The 18,560-nt window shown below is 69.6% G+C and carries 16 protein-coding genes; 8 read left to right on the forward strand and 8 right to left on the reverse strand.

What is annotated here, in order from left to right:
• Positions 1-8 precede the first annotated feature (8 nt).
• From BMZ25_RS15660 to BMZ25_RS15675, 4 genes are all read right to left on the reverse strand, one after another.
• Positions 9-197, reverse strand: a complete 189-nt coding sequence (locus BMZ25_RS15660; RefSeq protein WP_092695293.1) for a ubiquinol-cytochrome c reductase iron-sulfur subunit N-terminal domain-containing protein — start codon at positions 195-197, stop codon at positions 9-11.
• A 68-nt stretch (positions 198-265) separates the two neighbouring features.
• Positions 266-874, reverse strand: coding sequence for a TorD/DmsD family molecular chaperone (locus BMZ25_RS15665; RefSeq protein ID WP_092695295.1), 609 nt, complete (start codon positions 872-874; stop codon positions 266-268).
• Positions 871-1,446: a DUF3306 domain-containing protein gene (locus BMZ25_RS15670; RefSeq protein ID WP_092695297.1), complete on the reverse strand. Its 576-nt coding sequence runs from the start codon at positions 1,444-1,446 to the stop codon at positions 871-873. The genes BMZ25_RS15665 and BMZ25_RS15670 overlap by 4 nt, the downstream gene beginning before the upstream one ends.
• Positions 1,443-2,003, reverse strand: coding sequence for a DUF3305 domain-containing protein (locus tag BMZ25_RS15675; protein ID WP_092695299.1), 561 nt, complete (start codon positions 2,001-2,003; stop codon positions 1,443-1,445). The genes BMZ25_RS15670 and BMZ25_RS15675 overlap by 4 nt, the downstream gene beginning before the upstream one ends.
• A gap of 236 nt (positions 2,004-2,239) precedes the next feature.
• Between BMZ25_RS15675 and BMZ25_RS15680 the strand changes: the two genes are divergently transcribed.
• The 8 genes from BMZ25_RS15680 (at position 2,240) to BMZ25_RS15710 (ending at position 13,504) form a co-directional block, all read left to right on the forward strand.
• Positions 2,240-4,198, forward strand: coding sequence for a 4Fe-4S binding protein (locus BMZ25_RS15680; protein WP_092695301.1), 1,959 nt, complete (start codon positions 2,240-2,242; stop codon positions 4,196-4,198).
• 121 nt (positions 4,199-4,319) lie between these two features.
• On the forward strand, positions 4,320-4,511 hold the full coding sequence (locus BMZ25_RS15685; RefSeq protein WP_092695303.1) for a DUF6494 family protein: 192 nt from the start codon (positions 4,320-4,322) through the stop codon (positions 4,509-4,511).
• Position 4,512: 1 nt separating this feature from the next.
• Positions 4,513-5,577: an Mrp/NBP35 family ATP-binding protein gene (locus BMZ25_RS15690; protein WP_092695305.1), complete on the forward strand. Its 1,065-nt coding sequence runs from the start codon at positions 4,513-4,515 to the stop codon at positions 5,575-5,577.
• Complete coding sequence (locus BMZ25_RS20925) at positions 5,577-6,272, forward strand: biotin/lipoate--protein ligase family protein (protein ID WP_177190487.1); 696 nt, start codon at positions 5,577-5,579, stop codon at positions 6,270-6,272. Before BMZ25_RS15690 ends, BMZ25_RS20925 begins: the two co-directional genes overlap by 1 nt.
• A gap of 3 nt (positions 6,273-6,275) precedes the next feature.
• Entirely contained in the window at positions 6,276-6,758 is a 483-nt protein-coding gene (locus BMZ25_RS20930) for a DUF6505 family protein (RefSeq protein WP_177190488.1), read from the forward strand.
• A gap of 128 nt (positions 6,759-6,886) precedes the next feature.
• A complete protein-coding gene (locus BMZ25_RS15700) occupies positions 6,887-10,228 on the forward strand; it encodes a transglutaminase family protein (protein ID WP_092695307.1) in 3,342 nt (1,113 codons plus the stop codon).
• A 1-nt stretch (position 10,229) separates the two neighbouring features.
• Entirely contained in the window at positions 10,230-12,614 is a 2,385-nt protein-coding gene (locus BMZ25_RS15705; RefSeq protein ID WP_092695309.1) for a circularly permuted type 2 ATP-grasp protein, read from the forward strand.
• A gap of 11 nt (positions 12,615-12,625) precedes the next feature.
• On the forward strand, positions 12,626-13,504 hold the full coding sequence (locus BMZ25_RS15710; RefSeq protein ID WP_092695311.1) for a transglutaminase family protein: 879 nt from the start codon (positions 12,626-12,628) through the stop codon (positions 13,502-13,504).
• A gap of 107 nt (positions 13,505-13,611) precedes the next feature.
• Here BMZ25_RS15710 and xylB read toward each other — a convergent pair whose 3' ends face one another.
• From xylB to xylF, 4 genes are all read right to left on the reverse strand, one after another.
• Positions 13,612-15,048 (reverse strand): xylulokinase, encoded by a 1,437-nt coding sequence (gene xylB, locus BMZ25_RS15715; protein ID WP_092695313.1) that lies wholly within the window; start codon positions 15,046-15,048, stop codon positions 13,612-13,614.
• Positions 15,049-15,163: 115 nt separating this feature from the next.
• A complete protein-coding gene (locus BMZ25_RS15720; RefSeq protein WP_218142553.1) occupies positions 15,164-15,961 on the reverse strand; it encodes an ATP-binding cassette domain-containing protein in 798 nt (265 codons plus the stop codon).
• The gene (locus tag BMZ25_RS15725) at positions 15,961-17,259 is read right to left on the reverse strand and encodes a sugar ABC transporter permease (protein ID WP_092695315.1); all 1,299 of its coding nucleotides are present in this window, start codon (positions 17,257-17,259) and stop codon (positions 15,961-15,963) included. The genes BMZ25_RS15720 and BMZ25_RS15725 overlap by 1 nt, the downstream gene beginning before the upstream one ends.
• Positions 17,260-17,361: 102 nt before the next feature.
• Positions 17,362-18,390 carry a D-xylose ABC transporter substrate-binding protein gene (gene xylF / locus BMZ25_RS15730; RefSeq protein ID WP_092695317.1) on the reverse strand — a complete coding sequence of 343 codons (1,029 nt, stop codon included), beginning with the start codon at positions 18,388-18,390 and terminating at the stop codon, positions 17,362-17,364.
• Between the last annotated feature and the right edge of the window lie 170 nt (positions 18,391-18,560).

An 18,560-nucleotide genomic window follows, 5' to 3' on the forward strand; every position in this document is an offset into this window, starting at 1 on the left:
GAAAGGGCTCAGAAACGGGCGGTTTCGTAGAACGCGCGCGTGTGGGCCGTGTCCTGCATCTTGCCGTCGTCGACCGCGGCTGCCTGCGCTTCGGCCTTCGCGCCGGGAACCGCGATGGCGGCCGCCGCGGCCGGGGCCGAAACGGATGCAAGTTTCAGGAAGTCGCGGCGGCTCGCGGCTTTGTCGTTCTGGCTCATCGGGTATCCTCCCTTTCGCTTGAATGTGGCCGTGGCCCGCATGGGCTGGCCTGATATGTGCCGACCGCTTATGCCGCGGTCATGCGGAACCCCTCACGTTCGATTTCCATGAACACCCGTCCGGCGGTGCCGATCGAGGCGTAAAAGACCGAGGCCTTGGCGGCCTCGAGGTCGGAAAAGAAGTGCTCGGCCCAGGGGCCGATATGACGGTTCCAGAAGACCTTCTGCGTCTCGAGGTCCGCGGGGACGCCGAAGCGGCCCAGGATCAGGCCCGCCATCATCTCCATCAGAGAGGCGATGTTGTCCTCGGGTTCGAAGACGTTGGGGGCGCGGCTGATGCGTTGCGCCGCCATGTCGCTGCGCAGTATCGCGAGCGGCTTTTCGTTCAGGAAGCCGGTCAGGTAGTAGCTCGCATAGGGCAGAAGCTCGCCCCGGCCGAGGCCGATGAAGAGCTTGTTGAACTCGGTCTTCACCGCGCTTTCACTGGTCACCTTGGCCACGCGCGACAGCGAGTCCATTGCCTGACCCAGCGCGCTCTCGTCGCCGGTGAGCGCGGCGGCGTGGCGCAGAAGATCGGCCTGCGGCGGATGCGCCAGCATGAGCGCGAGAAAATCGTAGAGCTGCGCGCGCAGACGATCCTCTTCGGGGATGTCCGTGGGGGTCGCGGTCATGGTCATCCGTTCTGTCCCGAATTGCTGCTGTCGTCGAAGGCAAAGCGCATGCGCCGGCGCGGTGCGGGCGGTTCGGCGGATTCGGGCGCTTCGTCCGGTGTGTCCGTCTCTTCGGGCGCCGCCGCCACGGCGACGTCCGGCTCCTCAGCGGCGGCGGGGACCGGCGGCTCTTCCGCGGCGTCCGGTTCCCGAGGCGCGGTCAGCCGTCGCGCCAGCCCTTCGCCGACGCGATAGGCGGTCTTGAGCGTCCCGGTGGCGACGCCGCCACCGGTATAGTCGTCGTCGTAGTCGTTCAGCCCGTCGACGCAGGCCAGGACCGGGTCCGACCGCCACAGCCGGCGCAGGGCGCGGCGGCGCAGACGCTCGGGGATCTCACGGGCCATGAACGCGGAGAAGTCGTCGCCCTTGGAGAGCGTCTCCGGCTCGGGCAGGCCGAACTGCTCGAGCAGTTCCTCGTCGGTCTTCTCCTCGAGATCGGCCTCCCGCGCCGCGTCCTCGGACCGGGCCCTGGCCGCAGCCTCGGCGGCCTCTTCCTCGGCGACGCGGGCGCGCCGTCGGGACCAGAAGTCGGCGCTCATGGCATCCGCTCCCGGCTCGGGGCGCGGTAGACGTCGGACAACTGCCGCACCCGCGGGTCGCCCTTGCCGGTTCCGGCGCCCTCCATGCGGGCGCGGTCGCGGCGGCGCTTCACGAAGGCCTCGTCTCGGTGATGCACATCGCAGAACTCGGCCACCAGGGCGACGAGCCCCTCGGGCATCGGCACGAGCTCGACCACCTCTTCGCCGCTATCCTGATAATCCTGCGACTCATAGGCCGAGGCGGTGACCTTGAAGACGTCGAGCGGACGCGCGCGCCGCCCTGTCGGGCGCATGATCACCGCCACGCTGGGCGTGCGCGACGACAGGGTGGTCAGATACGCCTCGGTGTCCGTGCGCCAGAGGTCCAGCGTCAGGGTGCGGGCGTGGAATTCGGTGACGTCGCCGTCGCGGCGCAGCTCCTGCCACTCGGCCGGCGCGGCGCCCGGTAGCACGCCCACTGCACGCCAGTTCCAGGCTGCCCAACGGGTCACGCCTGGGCTCCGGCGGACGATCACGCCCAGCGGAATGGCAACGTGTCTGGCGGTCGTGTCGGTCATTGTCCTCCGCGCGGCACGCGGTGCGGTGCCGCATTTCCTCCCGGCTCCAGTTTGCGGCGGCGCACCTCCGGAGTCCAAAGAATTTTTTCCACGTATGTACACAATCCTATCTGTCCCCTCTTGTCACGCGCCGTGTCACGTTCCACCGTTCCGCGCGGTGCGGCTTTACGTTCCACGGGAAGTGTGACTTCCTTGCGCGTCCCCCGCCGCACCGGCTCCGTGATCGAGAGGGATCAATGCCCAAAACCCTTTATGTCTGCGATTGCGAGCACTCGCAGAACGTGGACACGGCGGCGATCGAAGCCGCCACCGGACTCAGCTGCTCCAGGCTGCACACCGCCCTTTGCACCCGCGACCTCGACAAGGCCGAGGCCGCGATCGAAAGCGGCGAGGCGGTGATCGCCTGCCAGCAGGAACGCGCGACGTTCGAGGCGCTGGCCGAGGAACTGGGCCGCGAGGCCCCCGCATTTGTCGACATTCGCGACCGGGCCGGCTGGTCCGACGAGGGGGCAGACGCCGGGCCGAAACAGGCGGCGCTCGCCGCCGAGGCCGATCTGGCGGTGCCCTCGACCCGAAGCGTCGACGTCACGTCCGAGGGCCTGTGCCTGATCGCCGGCCCGGCCGAGGCGGCGGTGCAGGCGGCCGGGCAGCTTGCCGACATCCTCTCGGTGACCGTCCTGATCACCGACGACGGCGAGGTCCCGCTCGACCGGCGGTTCGACGTGGTGCGCGGCAGGTTGTCGCGCGTGACCGGCGCGCTGGGGGATTTCTCGGTCCGGATCGACGCGTTCCAGGAGCTGATCCCCGGCGGCCGCGGTGCGTTCGACTTCACCGCGCCGCGCGACGGGGCGAACTCGCAGTGCGACGTGCTGATGGACCTGACCGGTGACATCTCCAGGGTCACGGCCCCCGACAAGCGCGAGGGCTACGTCCGTGCCGACCCGCGGGACCCCAGCGGCATGACGGCGGCGATCCTGGCGGCCGGGCAGCTGATCGGCACGTTCGAGAAGCCGCTCTATGTCCGCCTCACGGAGTCGCTCTGCGCCCATTCCCGCGCGCAGCAGACGGGTTGCACCCGCTGCCTCGACGCGTGCCCGACCGGGGCGATCACGCCGGACGGCGATCACGTCGCGGTCGATCCGATGATCTGCGCCGGCTGCGGCGCCTGCGCCGCGCTGTGCCCGTCCGGGGCGATCAGCTATGACGATCCGCCGGCCGATCACCTGTTCCGCCGGCTCGAGACGCTGGGCCGCACGTATCGCAAGGCCGGCGGCGCGGCGCCGCGGCTTCTGGTGCACGACCAGACCTTCGGGCGCGAGATGATCGGCCTGGCGGCGCGGTTCGGGCGCGGTCTGCCGGCGGATGTGATACCCTTGGAGGTGACGGCGCTGGCGGGCTTCGGCCATGCCGAGATGCTGGCCGCGCTGGCCTGCGGCTTCGCCCGGATCGACCTTCTCCTGTCGCCGACGACCGAGCGCGAGGCGCCCGAGCGCGAGACCGGTCTGACGCGCGCCGTGGCCGGCGAGGCGTCGGTCCGCCTGCTGGAGCCGGCCGAGCCCGACGCGCTGTCCGACCAGCTTTACGGTGCCGGGGCGGATGCTCCGATCGGAACGCCGATCCTGCCGATGGGCTCGCGCCGCCAGGTGGCGCGCACCGCCGCCAAGAGCGTCGTCGGAGAGGTCGATCAGCCCCTGCCGCTGCCCGATGGCGCCCCCTATGGCGCGGTGCTGGTCGATACCGACGCCTGCACCCTCTGCCTCAGCTGCGTCGGCCTGTGCCCCTCGGGCGCGCTGGGCGACAATCCCGACAAGCCGCAGCTGCTGTTCCAGGAGGAGGCCTGCCTGCAATGCGGCATCTGCGCCAATGTCTGCCCCGAGGATGCGATCGCGCTCGAAACGCGCTTCGACCTGAGCGACGACGCCCTGTCGCAGCGCGTGCTGCACGAGGAAGAGCCATTCGCCTGCATCGAGTGCGGCGCGCTCTTCGGGGTGAAGTCGACGGTGGAGAAGATCACCGAGAAGCTCGCCGGCAAGCACGCGATGTTCGCCAATCCGCAGGCGGCGCGGATGATCCAGATGTGCGACGATTGCCGCGTGAACGCGCAGTACCACTCGCAGAACAACCCGTTCGCCGCCGGGGACCGGCCCAAGCCGCGGACCACCGACGACTATTATTCCGGCCGCAAGGATCACTGACCGGCGGGCCCTGGCACCAAGGGGCGGCCCGGCGCGTTATCCGCTTGTCGGCGCCCGCCGCGTGGGTGCACACAGGCTGTGATCCGGCATGACCGGCCAAGAGATATCGGGGAGACCGAGGATGGACGAAGACTTCAACATGTCGATGCGCAAGTTCCTCAAGCAGGTCGGCGTGACCTCGCAGCAGGCCATCGAGGAGGCGATGCGCGGCAAGGACACCGCGGGCAAGAGCTTTCCGGTGAAGGTCGTTCTGACCTGCGAGGATCTGGACCTGACCCACGAGGTCGAGGGCGAGATCAAGGGGCAGGCCTGACGTGTCGGTGACCCGTGACGAAGTTCTCGATCTTCTCAAGAAGGTGACCGATCCGGTCGGCGGCAGCGACATCGTCGCCGCCGGACTGGTCCGGGCGCTCAACGTCGAAGGCGGAGCGGTGCGCTTCGTGCTCGAGGTCGATCCCGCCAGGGCCGAAGACTACGAGCCCGTGCGCGCTGAGGCCGAGGCCAAGCTCAAGGGGCTGCGCGGCGTGACCACCGTCTCGGCGGTGATGACGGCCCACAGCAAGGAAGCGCCGCCGGACCTGAAGCCTCAGCGCAAGGCCGAGCCGGAGGGGCCGCAGAAGATCCCCGGTATCGACCGGATCATCGCGATCGCCAGCGGCAAGGGCGGCGTGGGCAAGTCCACGGTGTCGGCCAACCTCGCCTGTGCACTGGCGGCCGAGGGGCGCCGCGTCGGTCTGCTGGATGCGGATGTCTACGGGCCGTCGCAGCCGCGGATGCTGGGTGTCTCTGGGCGGCCGGCCAGCCCGGACGGCAAGACCATCCTGCCGATGCGGAACCACGGCGTCACGATGATGTCGATCGGGCTGATGACGAATGAAGGTCAGGCCGTCGTCTGGCGCGGGCCGATGCTGATGGGCGCCCTGCAGCAGATGCTGAACCAGGTGCAGTGGGGCGCGCTCGACGTGCTGCTCGTCGACCTGCCGCCGGGCACAGGCGACGTGGCGATGACGCTGGCGCAGAAGGCCGACGTCTCGGGCGCGATCATCGTGTCGACGCCGCAGGACGTGGCGCTGCTGGACGCCCGCAAGGGCATCGACATGTTCCAGCAGCTGAACGTGCCGATCCTCGGCATGATCGAGAACATGAGCACGCATATCTGCTCGAACTGCGGCCACGAAGAGCACGTCTTCGGCCACGGCGGCGTCGCGACCGAGGCCGAGAAGCTGGGCGTGCCGCTGCTGGCGGAGGTGCCGCTGGATCTGCAGATCCGGCTGGCCTCGGACGGCGGGGCGCCGATCGTGATGACGCAGCCCGAAAGCGCGCAGGCCCAGGCGTTCCGCACCGTGGCGCGCGACCTGGTGGCGGCGGGGCAGGCGTGATGGACGATCTGAGCTTCCCCCCGCTGTTCCGCCCGCATGCCACGCGCGATCCGTTCCACGCGGCGGTCGAGGCCGCCCGCGGCGGATCCGAGCCTGGCCTGGTCTGCCACGACATCCAGGCCGACACGCTGCGCGCCGCGATCGCCTTCGTTCCCGCGCTGCCGCTGAAACAGGCGGTCACTGCGCTGCCCGTGTGCGGCGTAGGATTCCAGAATGCCTTCGGCGCGCTGTCACCGCCGAACGTGGCCGTGCATCTCGACTGGGACGGCGGCGTGCGGATCAACGGCGCACTGGCCGGGCGGCTCCAGATGACGGCGGACAGGTCCGATCCCGAGGCCGAGCCGGACTGGCTGGTCGTGGGGCTGGAACTCGACCTGATGCCGCGGAGCGACGATCCCGGCGCCGAGCCGGACCGCACCTCGCTCTACGACGAGGGCTGCGGCGACATCGATCCGCCGCGGCTGCTCGAGGCTTGGGTGCGCCACACGCTCACGTGGATCAACACCTGGCTGGAAGAGGGCGTGAAGCCTGTCCACGCCGAGTGGTCGCAGCTGGTGCACGGGCAGGGTGGCCCGATCACGGTCGAGGGCGACGAGGGCACGTTCGTCGGCGTCGACGAGGGGCTCGGCCTGCTCATCAAGTCGGACGAGGAAACCCGGCTGATCCCTCTGACACGGCTGCTCAAGGAGGTCTGAGCGATGAACCTCGCCCGCGCGATCCATTTCGACGAGAGCGACCGCAACGTGTTCCATTCGCCGGCGCGGACCGGCGAATGGTGCGTCTCGGGCGGGTTCGAATTCTCGAACTGGACCGAGGGCGACCTGAGCGGAAAGGCCCGGCAGGCCTTCTCGAACGGTTGGCTGGGGCTCGAGACCTTCGGCCGCGTCACCTTTGTCGCCGTCACCAAGGTCGAGCCCGCCGAGGTCGAGACCTTGGCAAGGTCCCTCGCGAACCACTTCGTGCATTTCTACGGCGCGCCCTCGATCGATGCCGCGCTGCCCGTCGCGCGGGACGAGATTGCGCAGATGTCCGAACTTTGCGACGAGCACGATCAGAACACCCTGCTGACAGTCGCTCGCGAGCTGACCGACACCGGCGTGCGCGAAAGCTATCGCGTCATCGCGGCCGAGGCGGCGGGGCTGGAGCAATTCGCGATCCACGTCGATCAGGACGACGGCTGACCGAAGCTCTTCGCTTCGCGTAATTTTGCTGCACTCGCGGGGATTTCGCCCCCGGCGAGTGCATACGTTCTTCTAAGGACCGGCGGGCTGTGGAACGATCCCGCGAGCCCGCCGCCCGAAGGATGCCCATGTCGATCACCGCCTCGATCCACCACCTGACGCAGTATCGCTACGACCGTCTCGTCACGCTGGCCCCCCAGATCATTCGCCTGCGGCCCGCGCCGCACAGCCGGACGCGCGTGATCTCCCATTCCCTTCAGGTGACGCCGCGCACGCACTTCGTGAACCATCAGCAGGATGTCTACGGCAACTGGCTGGCGCGGTTCGTTTTCCCCGAGCCGGTGCGCGAACTGAAGATCGAGGTCGACCTGACCGCCGACATGTCCGTCTACAACCCGTTCGACTTCTTCGTCGAGGAAAGCGCCGAGGCGTGGCCGTTCGAGTATCCGTCTGACATCCGGGACGACCTGGCCGTCTATCTGCGGACCGAGCCGGTGGGTCCGCATCTGCGGGCCTTCCTCGACACGATTCCGCGAGACGAGCAACGCACCGTCGATTTCGTCGTCGGCCTCAACAGCCGGATCGCCGAAACGGTCGGTTATGTCATCCGCATGGAGCCGGGGGTGCAGACGCCCGAGCAGACCTTCGAGCGGAGCACAGGCTCGTGCCGCGACAGCTCGTGGTTGCTGGTGCAGGTGCTGCGCAACCTCGGCCTCGCGGCGCGCTTTGTCTCGGGCTATCTGATCCAGCTCAAGCCCGACCTGAAGGCGCTGGATGGCCCTTCGGGCACCGAGCACGACTTCACCGATCTGCACGCCTGGGTCGAGGTCTATCTGCCGGGTGCGGGCTGGATCGGTCTCGATCCGACATCGGGCCTGCTGGCGGGCGAAAGCCACATCCCGCTGGCGGCGACGCCGCACTATCGCACCGCGGCCCCGATCGCCGGCGGTTTCACCGCAGCGGGCCAGCCCGAGGTCGAGTTCAACTTCGACATGACGGTGATCCGCACGGCCGAGCATCCGCGCATAACCAAGCCGTTCTCGGACGAAAGCTGGGACGCGCTGAATGCCCTGGGGCAAAGGGTCGACGCCGCGCTGGCCGAGGGGGACGTGCGCCTGACGATGGGCGGCGAGCCGACCTTCGTCTCGATCGACGATTTCGAGGCGCCGGAATGGAACACCGAGGCCGTCGGCCCCACGAAGCGCGCGCTGGCCGACGACCTGATCCGCCGTCTGCGCCAGCGTTTCGCACCCGGCGGCTTCCTGCATTACGGCCAGGGCAAGTGGTATCCGGGCGAAACCCTGCCGCGCTGGACCTTCTCGCTGTATTGGCGAAAGGACGGCAGACCGATCTGGCGCGACCCGGTGCTGATCGCCGGTGAGACCGCGCAGACCGGCGCCGCGCCCGAAACCGCCCGGGCCTTCCTGGAAGGGATGGCCGAGCGGCTGGGCGTCGATCCCGCCATGACGCTGCCGGCCTACGAGGATCCCGCCGAGTGGCTGGTCAGGGAACAGAACCTGCCCGAAAACGTCACGCCCGAGAACGCGCGCCTGAAAGACCCCGAGGAACGGCACAGGATCGCGACCGTCTTCAACCGCGGCCTGACGACGCCCAGCGGCTATGTCCTGCCGATCCAGGAACAGCAAGCGCGCGCCTCGGGCCGGCGCTGGCGGACCGAGCGGTGGACGCTGCGCCGGGGCCATGTCTTTCTCGTGCCCGGCGACAGTCCCGTCGGGTATCGCATCCCGCTGAACGCGCTGCCCTACGTGCCACCGGCCAACTATCCCTATACGTATATCGTCGACCCGACCGTCCCGCGCGGTCCCTTGCCCGACCACGCCTCCCGGCACGGCAACGGCACGACCGGTCCCGCCCAACGGACCAGCCACGTCACCGCCGCGGCGCCGGTGCAGGACGTCATCCGGCAGGAGATCGCGCCGGAGGGCGAGCCGGTGCGCACCGCGCTGTCGGTCGAACCGCGCGACGGCCGTCTCTGCGTGTTCATGCCGCCCTGCGAAAGCCTGGAGGGGTATCTCGACCTTGTCGCCGCGGCCGAGGACACCGCCGCGGCCATGAAGCTGCCGGTGCATATCGAGGGCTACGCGCCCCCGCACGATCCGCGGATGAACGTGATCCGTGTCGCGCCCGATCCCGGCGTGATCGAGGTCAACATCCACCCCGCCGACACCTGGCAGGACTGCGTCGCCACGACCGAGGCGATCTACGAGGAGGCGCGGCAATCCCGCCTTGGCGCCGACAAGTTCATGATCGACGGGCGCCACACCGGCACCGGGGGCGGCAACCACGTCGTCGTTGGCGGGGCCACCCCGAACGACAGCCCGTTCCTGCGCCGGCCTGACATGCTGCGGTCGCTGATCCTGCACTGGAACCGGCATCCCTCTCTCTCCTACCTCTTCGCCGGGCTCTTCATCGGCCCGACATCGCAGGCGCCGCGGATCGACGAGGCGCGGCACGACAGCCTTTACGAGCTGGAAATCGCTTTGGCGCAGATCCCCGACCCGGGCGATGGACCGCCGCCGCAGCCCTGGCTCGTGGACCGGCTGCTGCGGAACATTCTGATCGACGTCACCGGCAACACCCACCGGGCCGAGATCTGCATCGACAAGCTCTATTCTCCCGACGGTCCGACGGGCCGGCTGGGACTGGTGGAATTCCGCGGCTTCGAGATGCCGCCCAACGCCCGTATGAGCCTGGCCCAGCAGCTTCTGATGCGCGCGCTGATCGCCCGCTTCTGGCAGAGTCCGCTCAAGGGCGCGCCGGTGCGCTGGGGAACCTCGCTGCACGACCGGTTCATGCTACCCGAACACATCTGGGCCGACTTCCGAGAGGTCCTCGCCGACCTGCGCGACCATGGTTTCGAGATGTCCGAGGACTGGTTCCGGGCGCTGGCCGAGTTCCGCTTTCCGTTCTGCGGCGAGGTCACCTACGAGGGCGCGACGCTGGAACTCCGCCAGGCGCTCGAGCCGTGGCACGTGCTGGGCGAGACCGGCGCGATCGGCGGCACCGTGCGCTACACCGACAGCTCGGTCGAACGCCTGCAGGTCAAGCTGAGCGGCGCCGATCCCGACCGCTACACGGTCACGTGCAACGGCCGCATCGTGCCCCTCCGGCCGGGGCTCGAGGCGGGGTCGGCGGTCGGGGGCGTGCGGTTCAAGGCGTGGCAGCCCGCGCTGGCCCTGCATCCGACACTGCCCGTCGATGCGCCGCTGACCTTCGACATCTATGACCGCTGGACAGGCCGGGCCGTCGGCGGCTGCACCTATCACGTCGCCCATCCGGGAGGCCGCAACTACGAGACTTTCCCGGTCAACGGCAACGAGGCCGAGGCCCGCCGGCTGGCACGGTTCGAGGCCCACGGCCACCGGCCCGGCCGCTACGATCCTCCGGCCGAGACCCCGCATCCCGAGGCGCCCATGACCCTCGATCTGCGGCGGCCTCCAGGGGTGTGAGATGACGGGGGACGGCGAACAGGACTGGTCCGGCGGCTACGCGCCCCAGCCTGGCGTGCCGGACGAGCTGATGACGGCCGACGGCAGCATCCGCCCCGCCTGGGCCGCGTTCCACGCCCATCTCAGCCGGCTCGACCGCGACGAGCTGTCCCGACGCTTCGCGCTGGGCGACCAGTATCTCCGCGACGCGGGCGTTTTCTTCCGGCAGTACGGCGACCCGGACGCGACCGAGCGCGCCTGGCCGCTCTCGCACATCCCGATGATACTGGGCCGACAGGATCACGGGGCGATCGAAGAGGGGCTCGTCCAGCGCGCCGAGCTTCTGGAACGGGTGATGGCCGACCTCTACGGCGCGGGCAGCCTCGTGCGGAACGGACAGCTACCCGCCCGTCTCGTGGCTCAGAATCCCGAATGGCTCCGGCCCCTCGTCGGCCTGACGCCACGCGGCGGCCACTTCCTGCATTTCCTGGCGTTTGAGCTGGGCCGCAGCCCCGACGGCACCTGGTTCGTGCTGGGTGACCGGACACAGGCCCCGTCGGGCGCCGGCTTCGCGGTCGAGAACCGGCTGGCGACCTCGCGCGTCTTTCCCGACTTCTACGCGCGCGGCGATATCCACCGGCTCGCGGGCTTCTTCCGGCGGTTCCGCGATGGCCTGAACGACCTCAAGGGCGCCGAGGCCGAACGGATCGGCATCCTGTCGCCCGGCCCGCTGAACGACACCTATTTCGAACACGCCTACATCGCCCGCTACCTCGGCTTCATGCTGCTCGAGGGCGAGGACCTGATCGTCCGCGACGGCCGGGTGATGGTGCGCACGGTGGCCGGTCCGCAGCCGGTCGACGTGCTCTGGCGGCGCCTCGATTCCCGCTTCGCGGACCCGCTGGAGCTTGACCAGGCATCGGCGATCGGCACGCCCGGCATGGTCGGGGCGATCCGGTCGGGCAACCTGACGATGGTCAACGCGCTCGGCTCCGGCGTACTCGAGACCCGCGCCTTTCTCGCCTTCCTGCCGCGCATCTGCCGCGCGCTCCTGGGCGAGCCGCTGAAGATGCCCAACATCGCGACCTGGTGGTGCGGCCAGACGGCCGAGCGCGACTACACCAAGGCCAACGCCCACCGCGTGATGATCGGCCCGGCGATGTCCCAGCGCCTGCCCTTCGAGGACGAGGAGACGACGGCCCTCGGCGCCTGGGCCCGGGACAGCGCGCGGCAGGCCGTGGACGACTGGCTCGACCGCGAGGGCGCCCACGTGGTCGGGCAGGAGGCGGTTACCCTGTCGACCACGCCCGCCTTTGTTGACGGACGCCTGCGTCCCCGCCCGATGACGCTGCGGGTGTTCCTTGCGCGAGGGGCCGAAGGCTGGCGGATGATGCCCGGCGGCTATGCCCGGATCGGCCTGGGCGACGACCCCACGGCGATCGGCATGCAGGCCGGAGGCTCGGTGGCCGACGTCTGGGTCCGCGCGGACGAATCCGTCTCCCCCGAAAGCATGATCGCCGGCCCCGCCACCTTTACCCGCGCGCGGCGCGGCGTGCTTCCGTCGCGGGCGGCCGATAACCTCTACTGGCTCGGCCGCTACGTCGACCGCGCCGAAAGCGCGATCCGCATGCTGCGCTGCTACCACCTGCGCCTCGCCGAAAGCGGCGAGCGTCCCGCGCCGATCCTCGACCGGATCGCGGGGTACCTGGCGCAATACGGCCTCGACCCGCGCACGGAACCGATCCCGGCGGGCGTCTGCGCCACCCTGGACGCAGCGCAGGCCAGCGCCGGAAAGGTGCGCGACCGCTTTTCCGTCGACGGCTGGACCGCGCTGACCGGGCTGGCCCGCGCGGCCCGCGACAGCACCGACCGCTTGGCGCCGGGGGACGAGACCGCGCGCACCCTGGGCGAGCTGCTGCGCCAGATCGCCGGCTTCACCGGCCTCGTGCAGGACAACATGTTCCGCTTCACCGGCTGGCGGTTCCTCACCATCGGCCGGGCGCTGGAGCGGGCCGACCGGATGGCGGCGGTGCTGGCGGACTTCGCCGATCCCGGTGCGCCGGCGGGGTCGCTCGACGTCGCGGTCGAGGCGGCCGACAGCGTGATGTCGCACCGCCGCCGCTACGCGGTCGAGACGAACCGCGCCACGGTCGTCGACCTGCTCGCGCTCGACACGCTGAACCCGCGCGCGATCCTCCACCAGCTCGGCCGCATCCGCGAACAGGTCGGCTGCCTTCCGGGGGCCGAGGTCGAGGGCCAGATGTCGGACCTGAGCCGGGCGGTGCTCCGCGCCCATACCGGGCTGGCGGTGCGGATGCCGGCCGACATCGACACCCCGGTCCTGACCGACCTGCGCCGCGAGATCGCGGGCCTGTCGGAACTGCTGGGGCGGGATTACCTGCGCTGAGGGGGAGGGCGATGATCTACGACATCACCGCGCGGATCACGACAAGCTACATCCCCGCCGCCGGCGCGGGCCGCCACGTGGTGCGGCTCGAACCGCTGTCGATCCCCGGCACCCAGCGGCTGATCGCGGGAGAGGTCCGCGCCGATCCGCCGCCCGACGAACGCCTCGACCGGACCGACTTCTTCGGCAACGCCGTGACCGAATGTGCCTATCTCGCGGGGCTCGACGCGCTGACCTTCTCGCTCCGGGCCACGGTCGAGCGGCTGGCGCAGCCGGTGACGCTGGACCTCTCGCCGCCGCTCCCCCGCCTCGCGGCCGAGCTGGACGAGAGGCCGAGCCTCGCCGCGGACGCGCCGCACCACTTCCTCGCCGCCTCCGACCGCGTCGCGCCGCTCCCCGCGATCACCCGCTATGCCCGCGAGGTCACGGCAGGCGCGTCGACCACGCTCGAGACGGTGCGCGCCCTTGGCGCCGCGCTGCACCGCGACATGAGCTTCGACCCGTCGGCCACCACGGTCGAGACCCTGCCGATCGAGGCGTTCGAGGCCCGCCATGGCGTCTGCCAGGATTTCGCCCACGTGATGATCGCGGCGCTGCGCGGCCTGGGCGTGCCCGCCGCCTACGTGTCGGGCTTCCTGCGCACGCTGCCGCCGCCGGGACAGGAGCGCCTCGAGGGCGCTGATGCCATGCATGCGTGGATCCGCGCCTGGACCGGGATCGAGACCGGCTGGATCGAGTTCGACCCGACGAACGACTGCCTCGCCGGCACCGACCACATCGTCGTCGGCTACGGCCGGGATTACGGCGACGTCGCCCCGGTCCGCGGCATCCTGCGCCTGTCCGGCCGCCAGAAGGGCACCCAGGCCGTCGACGTCGTCCCGCGCCCCTGATCCCCTTCTTCTGTCCCCAAATATCCCGGGGGAGTCGCCGCCAGGCGACGGGGGCAGAGCCCCCTGTAAGATGATGTGCGCCGCTGGCGCGCCGCTCGACCGGTCTCTCAGAATCCGCGCACCGCTCCATAGGCCTCGCGGTAGCGCGCGTGCCCCTCGTCGAACGCCCCGGCCAGCGACGGGTCCGGCTCGACGGTCCGGGCGATGGGCGGCGTGGCCGCGATCTCGGGCCCGGCGCCCGTGGCCGCCATCAGCCCAAGCCGCGCCGCGCCGAAGGCCGCGCCGAAATCGCCCGACTGCGGGACATCCAACGGGATTTGCAGCGCCGTCGCCAGGCAGGACAGCCAGTATTGCGACCGCGCGCCGCCGCCGAGCGCGAGGGCGCGTTCCAGCTTCGTGCCGGTTGCCGCGAGCGCGTCGCGGCTGTCGCGGAAGGCGAAGGCCACGCCCTCCATCACCGCCCGGGTCGCCGCGGGGCGGTCGGTCGCGTGCTCCAGTCCCAGGAACGCGCCCCGCACCGAGGCGTCGTTGTGCGGTGTCCGCTCGCCGCCGAGATAGGGCAGGAACAGCGTGCGGCCGGGGGCCTGCAGGTCGCCCAGGTCGCCGGTCAGCGTGGCCGGGGCGTCGCCGGTCAGCTTGCCCAGCCATTCCAGCGCGTCCGAGGCCGCCAGGATCACGCCCATCTGGTGCCAGGTGCCGGGCAGGGAGTGGCAGAAGGTGTGCACGGCGGTGTCGGGCGCCGGGCGGTAGCCATCGTTCGCCACCAGAAGGACACCCGATGTCCCGAGCGACAGGAACGCCGTGCCGTCCGCCACCACGCCCGCGCCGATGGCAGAGGCGGCGTTGTCTCCGCCGCCGCCCGCCACGACGACGCCGCCGGGTGCGCCCCAGCGCTCGGCCAGCTTTGCCCGCAGACGGCCCGAGACCTCGCTGCCCTCGACCAGGCGGGGCATGTGGTCGCGCGTCAGGCCGGTGCGCGACAGCAGCTCCTCGGACCAGTCCCGCGCCCCGGTGTCGAGCCAGGCGGTGCCGGCGGCGTCCGACATCTCGGCCGCGTGCTCGCCCGTCAGCCAGAGCCGCAGGTAATCCTTCGGCAGCAGGACCTTTGCCGCCTTCGCGAACAGGTCGGGCTCGTGCTCGCGCATCCAGGCCAGCTTGGGCGCGGTGAAACCCGGAAAGACGATGTTGCCGGTCGTCGCCCGCCAGGCGGGCTCGGAATCCATCGCCGCCGCCTGGGCGTGGCTGCGCGTGTCGTTCCACAGGATGCAGGGCCGCAGCACCTCGTCGCCCGAATCCATCACCGTGGCGCCGTGCATGTGCCCCGACAGCCCGATCGAGGCGAGCCCCGACAGGCGCCCGTCGGCGGCCAGCTTGTCCAGCACCGTCTCGGCTGCGGCGATCCAGTCGGCGGGATCCTGTTCGGACCAGCCGGGATGGGGGCGCGAGACGGAGAGGGGCGCGCTCGCCTCGGCGACGAGCTGCTGGTCGTCGTCGATCAGCAGGGCCTTGAGGGACGAGGTTCCGAGGTCGAGTCCGAGATGCATGGCGGCGCGTATCCCTGTTGCCTAAAACGTCGTGCGGCGGACGATCACCGCCCGCCGCACCATTGTCCAGATCGCGCCGGAACCCAAGGGGCCCGGCCACGGTCGGCCGCCGCGCTCAGGCGGCCTTCTCGGGCTGCTTGCCCAGGATGATCATGCCGAGGATGTCGTCGTCGGTGACATCCTCGACCCGCTCGGTGCCGACGAGCTGGCCGTTCTTCATCACGCTGACCCGGTCGCATAGATCCATCACGTCATGGATGTCGTGGCTGATCAGGAAGATGCCGATGCCCTGCTTCTTCAGCTCCTGCACCAGTTCGGCGACCATCTTGGTCTCCTGCGGGCCGAGAGCCGCCGTGGGCTCGTCCATGATCAGGATCTTGGCGTTGAAATAGACCGCGCGGGCGATGGCGACCGACTGCCGCTGGCCGCCGGAGAGCGCCTTCACCGGGTCGGCGAACTTTTTGAAGTTCGAGTTCAGTCGGCCCATGATCTTTCGCGTCTCGGCCTCCATCGCCGCGTCGTCAACGAAGCCCATCGGCGTCGTCAGCTCACGACCGAGAAAGAGGTTCGAGGCGGCGTCGAGATTGTCGGCCAGAGCGAGCGTCTGGTAGATCGTCTCGATGTTGTGGGCGCGGGCGTCCCGCGGATTGGTGATCTCGACCTTCTCGCCCTCGACGAGGATCTCGCCGGAATCGGCCTTGATCGCGCCGGACAGGACCTTGATCAGCGTCGACTTGCCCGCGCCGTTATGGCCCAGCAGGCCGACGACCTCGCCGGGATAGAGATCGACGCTGACGTGGTCGACGGCATGGATGCCGCCGAAGCTGACGCAGATGTCGCGCATCTCGACCAGCGGGGTGGTGCCGGGCGAGGTGCCCGTCGGCGGCGGCGCGTTGGTTTCGGTGACGGTCATCAGACGGCTCCCGTACGCTTGCGGTAGATGATGTCGATCAGCACGGCAAAGACCAGCACGGCGCCGACCACGATGTTTTGCAGGGGCGCGTCGACGCCGACCATCGCCATGCCCGATTGCAGCGACTGCATGATCAGCGCGCCCAGGATGGCGCCATAGATCGTGCCGATGCCGCCGGACAGGGCCGTGCCGCCGATGACCGCCGCGGCGATAACCCGCAGCTCGTCCAGCGTGCCGATGTCGTTGGAGTGGAAGGACAGGCGCGCCGAGGCGACCATGCCGGCCAGCGCGCAGAGCGCACCCATGATGGCGAAGACCTTGACGGTCAGCAGGCGGGTGTTGATCCCCGACAGCTCGGCCGCGTCCGGGTTGCCGCCGGTGGCGAAGATGTAGCGCCCCAGCCGCGTGCGGCGGGCCACGACGGTCATCACCACGGCGACGCCGATCAGCAGCAGGACCGAGTAGGGCACGCCGTAGGCGGCGGTATAGCCGTCGGGCATCGTCTCGCCGCGCGCCTCGAACTGGCGCTCCAGCCGCGGTCCGGGAATCTGGTACGAGTTCAGGATCCACACGAAGCCCAGGATCACGGCGATGATCACCGTGGCGACGAGCATCTCGGCCCAGATCGGCTTGACCGGGAACTTGTGCGCGATCTTCGCGCGCCGACCGTTCCAGATCGCGTAGAGCGCGCCGAGCACGGCGATGAGTCCGAGAATCCAGCTTCCCGTCTCGCCCAGCGTGCCGCTGATCCCGCCCAGGTCAACATAGGTCTCGTCGAGCGGGCCGATGGTCTGGCCGTTGGTGAGGTACCAGGCGACGTTGCGCCAGACGAGCAGGCCGCCGAGCGTGACGATGAAGGCGGGGATCCCGAGGTACCCCACCAGATAGCCGTGGAACGACCCGATCAGCGCACCGACGAGCAGTCCGACGACAATGGTGATCGGTGCGATCAGCGGGCTGCCCAGCTCGAGCCCGAGCCAGCCGGGAAGGACGGCCGTCTGCATCATGGCCATCGTGGCCGAGCAGGTGGCCAGCAGCGAGCCGACCGAAAGATCGATGTGGCGGGTGACGATGATGAAGACCATGCCCGTGGCCATGATCGCCACGCTGACGGTCTGGATCGTCAGATTGAATATGTTGCGTGCGGTCAGGAAACGCCCATCGGTGACGATGTTGAAGGCGATGCAGACCAGGATGAAGGCGCCGATCATGCCCAGAAGCCGCGTATCGAGCTCGAGCGTCTCGATGAAGCCGCGCTTCTTCGGGGATGTGGTCGCCTGAGAGGCTGTATCGGTCATTGGGGGAACTCCGGAGGGAGACGCGCCGGAGACGGGCGGCGGCGCTGGCTGCTGCGGCGGCCCCGTCGTCCGGGGCCGCCGCGATGATGCGGTATCAGGCGATCAGTTGCAGGGCGCGGGGCCGTTCTCGACGCCCTGGCACAGCGCTTCCTGGCTGATCCAGCCGGCGTCGACGATGACGTCCAGGTTGTCCTGCGTGATCGGCACCGGCTCGAGGAACTCGGCCCACAGCGTCGTGCCCGCCGGCGAGGTCCACTCTTCGGCGCCCTCGACTTCGCTCATCTCGGTGCCGCCGGCCAGTTCGATGGCGATTTCGGCGGCCCGCTTGCCCAGGTCGCGGCTGTCCTTCCAGACGCTGACGGTCTGGGTGCCCTGCGCGATACGGTTCAGCGCGGCGTGGTCGGCGTCCTGGCCCGAGACCGGGATGCCCTGCATGCCCTGGGCCCGCAGCGCGGCGACGGCGCCACCGGCGGTGCCGTCGTTCGAAGCGACGACGGCGTCGACCGCGTTGCCCTCGGCGGTCAGTATCTGCTCCATGTTGCGCTGCGCGTTCGCGGGCAGCCAGCCGTCGGTGTAGGCTTCGCCGACGATGGTGATGTCACCGGCGTCGATCGCTTCCTGCAGCACTTCCTGCTGGCCGCCGCGCAGGAAATCCGCGTTGGGGTCGGTGGGCGAGCCCTTGATCATCACGTAGTTGCCCTCGGGCTGCGCCTCGAGGATGGCGCGGGCCTGCATCCGGCCGACCTCGATGTTGTCGAAGGTCAGGTAGAAGGCGCGGTCGTCCTCGATCAGGCGGTCATAGGCGATGACCGGGATGCCCTCGTCGGCGGCGGCGGTGACCGCCGGCTGGATCGCCTGGGCGTCCTGCGCCAGGATGATCAGCGCGTCGACGCCCTGTGCGATGAGCGATTCGATGTCCGAGAGCTGCTTTGCAGAGGACGACTGCGCGTCGGACGAGACATATTCGGCACCGGCCTCGTCGAGCGCCGAGACGATCGCGGCCTCGTCGGTCTTCCACCGCTCTTCCTGGAAGTTCGACCAGCTTACGCCGACGGTCATGTCGTCCTGCGCGAACGCGACCGACGTAAGCGACGTGGACAGCGCGGCGGCTGCCATGAGTGTAAGACGCATTGTATCCTCCCATAATACTGCCGCCGTCTATGCGGCAGTCAGTTGCATCATGCGCCAAGGAGCATGGCTCCATTAATTTCATCTGTCAAAATAAATAGTTTGAATCGCGCCGGGATTTTCCTAGCATGACCTGAAAGCTTCCGCAGTGACGCCGCTCAAAGCAGCGCCGC

The sequence above is a fragment of the Tranquillimonas rosea genome (assembly GCF_900111315.1).
GTDB lineage: Bacteria > Pseudomonadota > Alphaproteobacteria > Rhodobacterales > Rhodobacteraceae > Tranquillimonas > Tranquillimonas rosea.